The 4,177-nt window shown below is 40.5% G+C and carries 6 protein-coding genes; 2 read left to right on the forward strand and 4 right to left on the reverse strand.

The window, feature by feature from the left end; all coding sequences use genetic code 11:
• Positions 1–623 precede the first annotated feature (623 nt).
• Positions 624–1,376 carry a Mut7-C RNAse domain-containing protein gene (locus IQ229_RS15755; RefSeq protein WP_194045209.1) on the forward strand — a complete coding sequence of 251 codons (753 nt, stop codon included), beginning with the start codon at positions 624–626 and terminating at the stop codon, positions 1,374–1,376.
• A gap of 4 nt (positions 1,377–1,380) precedes the next feature.
• Here IQ229_RS15755 and IQ229_RS15760 read toward each other — a convergent pair whose 3' ends face one another.
• Positions 1,381–1,602, reverse strand: a complete 222-nt coding sequence (locus IQ229_RS15760) for a hypothetical protein (RefSeq protein ID WP_194045201.1) — start codon at positions 1,600–1,602, stop codon at positions 1,381–1,383.
• A gap of 110 nt (positions 1,603–1,712) precedes the next feature.
• Here IQ229_RS15760 and IQ229_RS15765 point away from each other — a divergent pair, with 110 nt between their 5' ends.
• Positions 1,713–2,681, forward strand: coding sequence for an ROK family protein (locus IQ229_RS15765; RefSeq protein WP_194045203.1), 969 nt, complete (start codon positions 1,713–1,715; stop codon positions 2,679–2,681).
• Positions 2,682–2,740: 59 nt separating this feature from the next.
• On the opposite strand, the gene IQ229_RS15770 is transcribed toward IQ229_RS15765, so the two are convergent.
• The 3 genes from IQ229_RS15770 to IQ229_RS15780 all read right to left on the reverse strand — a co-directional run.
• Positions 2,741–3,076 (reverse strand): hypothetical protein, encoded by a 336-nt coding sequence (locus IQ229_RS15770; protein ID WP_194045205.1) that lies wholly within the window; start codon positions 3,074–3,076, stop codon positions 2,741–2,743.
• A 93-nt stretch (positions 3,077–3,169) separates the two neighbouring features.
• Complete coding sequence (locus tag IQ229_RS15775) at positions 3,170–3,757, reverse strand: Uma2 family endonuclease (RefSeq protein ID WP_194045207.1); 588 nt, start codon at positions 3,755–3,757, stop codon at positions 3,170–3,172.
• A gap of 52 nt (positions 3,758–3,809) precedes the next feature.
• On the reverse strand, positions 3,810–4,177 hold a 368-nt coding region (locus IQ229_RS15780), incomplete at its 5' end, for a PUA domain-containing protein (protein WP_322744000.1).

A 4,177-nucleotide genomic window follows, 5' to 3' on the forward strand; every position in this document is an offset into this window, starting at 1 on the left:
TTACATATCCTGTTTTTACATATAAAGATATAATTCTGTGCCGTTCATCTAAAAAATGTATTCCTAAAGGTAGATGCGGAAATATTTAATAAACAAAAAGAGTTTTGGTAAGCCAATACTGTTTTAAGACTTCTTCCACACTACCTGCTTTCAATTTATCTATCGAATTATCCATATTGCAAATAATTCTCAATAGTTTGAGAAAATAAAAAAAGTCAAATTAGGGGTAAATGCTTTACTTCCCCGTACTCCATCTGCGATAAGTTAATAATTAAAAGTAGTGACTAATTATTAGCAGTGTCACTGACATTAACATTAACAAATTTACTATTTAGCGTTTTACCTAATCTAACTTCCCGAAGCTTGTGTCAGGGTTTGATGATAGGCATCTGCTTTGACTGTAACTGAAGTCAATAAGAAATGCAAGTTTTTAAGAATCTTTATGACTTCTTTACAGTGTGTTGCCTCTAGGACATTGCTTAAATCAAGGTGAACAAGCATTTCATAGTAAGGATAGGCTATTACAATAAGCATTGATAGTTTCAATATAATAGATAAAGTTTTGCAATTGTGACAAATTGTTACTAGTAAAGGCGCACTTACTAGTCCAAATATCTCTAGCTATGGCGATCGCATATTTCTACTTTCATGCAGAATTGAATCATTTTTTACCACGGCATCACAAACAGGTGAGAATCTCTCCTGTGTTTGAGGAAAAAGTCTCTATTAAGGACATGATTGAGTCGTTGGGTGTCCCTCATCCAGAGGTGGATTCTATAAATGTTAATGGTGAATATGTAAATTTTTCTTACATAGTTTCTGATGGAGATACTATCAATGTTTATCCAATTTCAGCTAGGAATATTATTATACCAAGCGTTTCTGTTCTGCCAAAACCTCTCAGTATTATCCGCTTTGTTTTAGATATTCATTTGGGGAAGCTGGCGACATCTTTACGACTTTTAGGTTTTGATACTTTATACCGCAATGACTACGAGGACGAGAAATTAGCCCAAATATCTTATACTCAAGCGCGGATTCTCTTGACTCGTGATAAAGGTCTATTGATGCGTAGTTTGGTAACGTATGGATATTATGTTAGAAACACTAACCCTCAACAACAAATCATAGAAGTACTGCAACGCTTCGACTTGTTTAAATTAATCTCACCATTTAAACGGTGTTTGCGTTGCAATGGATTATTAGAACCTGTAGATAAGCAATCCATTATTGAACAAGTGCCAGAAAAGGTGCGATCGCAGATTGATGAATTCCAGCGTTGCCAAGACTGCGATCGCATTTATTGGAAAGGTTCACATTATGAACGATTACAACAGTTTATTGATGGAGTACTCAACTCACAAAGAGATGAGTAACTATTTACCCAGCTGAAATATTCCCACTGATTATTTGACTACCCCCGATTCTGGGATCTTCATCTTCGCGATTCAAATCATCAGGAGTGGGATTTTGCTTACTCTGTCCGCTAACTTCTTCTGGTTCGATGGGATCTGCCTCTTGAGCTTTATCAACATCAAGAGAGCGAGGAGGTTCTTTAGCATGAGAGAAATCGATAAGTGGATCGGGTTGCTCAGTAGTCATGAGTTGCTAAATAATAGTTTAGTTTTTCTAGTGTTAAATGTATCTTGAGTGCAAACATCTTTCTTCAGAAAGAAACTAAATTGTGTGATGGTGTAATAAAAGGTGAGTGAATGACATTAATTTTAGCTCTCGATTTTGGCGGAACAAAGCTGGCAGCAGCAACAGTCAATATCGGTTCGAGAAAGTGGTTGCGTTATGAACGTCGTCTCTCGCCAGTAGGTGCAGATGCTAGCACTGACTCGGAAATTATGCGATCGCTCATTTACTCGCTGCTAAAAGATACAAAACCTGCTGCGATCGGTATTAGCTTTGGCGGCCCGGTTGATGCTTCCACGGGGACGGTGCGACTTTCTCATCATGTGGCTGGATGGGAAAATATTCCTCTCAAAGCCTTGTTGGAGGAGGAGTTTGGCGTTGCTGTTGATGTAGATAATGATGCTAACGTTGCTGCTTTGGGTGAACATCGCTTTGGTGCGGGACAGGGATACGATAGCCTGTTTTATATTACTGTCAGCACTGGCGTGGGTGGCGGTTGGATACTCAACGGTAAGCCTTGGCGGGGTGCTGGTGGAATGGCTGGCGAAATTGGACATATCGTTGTAGATCCTGCTGGGCCACTTTGTTTGTGTGGGAAGCGGGGATGTGTGGAACGGTTGGCTTCGGGGCCTTATATGGCGCAAAATGCTAGGGAAATTTTGGAAAAGGAACCGCAGAGGCGCGGAGTACTCAGAGATGGAGAGATTTTGAGGGGTTTGGTGGGGGATGATTTAACGTTGCTGACGGGGCAGTTGGTAAGTGAGGCGGCGGCGGCTGGAGATGATTTGGCGAAGGAAGTTTTGCACAAGGCTGCTTGGGCGCTGGGTGTGGGTATTGGCAATGTAGCGAACTTGATGAATCCGCAGCGTTTTGTGTTGGGAGGCGGTGTGACGAAGGCAGGGGAGGATTTCTGGCGGGTGGTGCGTCAGGTGGCGCGGGAGACGGCTTTGCCTGAAGTTGATTTTGAAATTGTGCCGGCAACGTTGGGGGATGATGCACCTTTGTGGGGGGGTGTGGCTTTAGCAGAAATGGGGATGGCTTGAAAGGTAAAAAGGCGATCGCTTTGCTGTAGTTTTTTTGGGTTACTTATTGGATTCTTTAACTAAAAGCTATTGGGGGAAGCTCTTATCAATAACACACATAGTAAGCAATCTGGAGTAATGGAAGAAATTACCTTTTTAGGAAACTGATTTGTAATCTCAGGGTTTCTGTGAGCGAATTTCCCAAGTAAATCTTGAGCCAAAGCTGAGGTCGCAATTACCTTTTCAAGTTTGTATATATCCTCAATAGCATTTAAATCTGCTAGTTTTTCACAGGAAAATTCATAAAAAAGACCGAAGCTACCGGCTAATCCTCCAAACACCACCATAGCCCAGTACAATTGAGCGAGTTGCCCCAAAGTTATATAACCGACCATGCACAAAATGGCTAGTGTCAAACTCCAGTCAACTATTTCTTTAATCCGCTGAAAATGCTGGCGCAGTGATAACATTAATGTGACGAAATTCAAAAATCACTAATCGTTTCATTATTACTGTTGAATATCTTGGCGAAACTCTCTAATCGCTTCCAAGGGAGACGATAACAAAAGACAACGATTGAGCAGAGATAAATCTAATTCTGCTAGCAACTCACTATTAACAACTTTCTCATATTCTTGCTCTCGTAAGCAGTAGACTTCAATTGTGCCATCTTCCCAAAACCAAACTTCCGGGACTCCCATTAATTTGTACTTCTGTAATTTTATGGGACTACCACTAGTAATGACTACTTCAATGCAGAGGTCTGGTATAGGTTTGTCGTTTTCAAAGCAATAAGATAAATCAGCTTGATATTCTACTATTTTGGAAATAATTTGGCTAAAACTCCCACTGGGGAAAAATTCAATCCCCTTGATTTCAAAATAAGTAATCAGCAGTGCAGCAATTAAACACTTAATCGCTTCATGAGGCTTACCAATAGTCACTATCTCTAAAACTCCATCACAATAAAATAGCCGCACACCTGGCACATTTTCAAAGCTGGCTTGAATTGCTTTAAACTGTTCCCAAGTTAACCCATGTCGAAAGAAGCGTTGTTCTTCTGGTAAGTTAACAGCATTTTCTAACGTTTGAGTCATAATATGTTTTACTCTCTCAGTTAATACTCACAAAATTTATCTCATTTCGATTTTAAGTCAAAACCAAATTATCCCGATGAATCACAGTTTCTGCACCGGCATAACCTAAAATTGTGGAAATTTCCCGCGAATGACGCCCACAAATCTTTTGCAGTTCATTGCTGTTGTAATTTACAAGTCCTCTAGCTATTTCGTTACCGTTGATGTCACACAATTGCACCGCATCCTGCGTGTCAAACTCTCCTTCTACTAACTTAGTTCCAGCTGCTAATAACGATTTTCCTGCTAGAGAAATTGCTGCGATCGCACCTTCATCTAAATACAATTTCCCCGCAGGTACAAGTCCGTAAGCTATCCAACGTTTACGCGCCGAAGTTGGTTCGGGTTGCGGTTCAAAATGCGTCCCAATCAATTCACCTT

Origin of the sequence: Nostoc cf. edaphicum LEGE 07299, from assembly GCF_015207245.1 — a bacterium.
Lineage (GTDB): Bacteria > Cyanobacteriota > Cyanobacteriia > Cyanobacteriales > Nostocaceae > Nostoc > Nostoc edaphicum_B.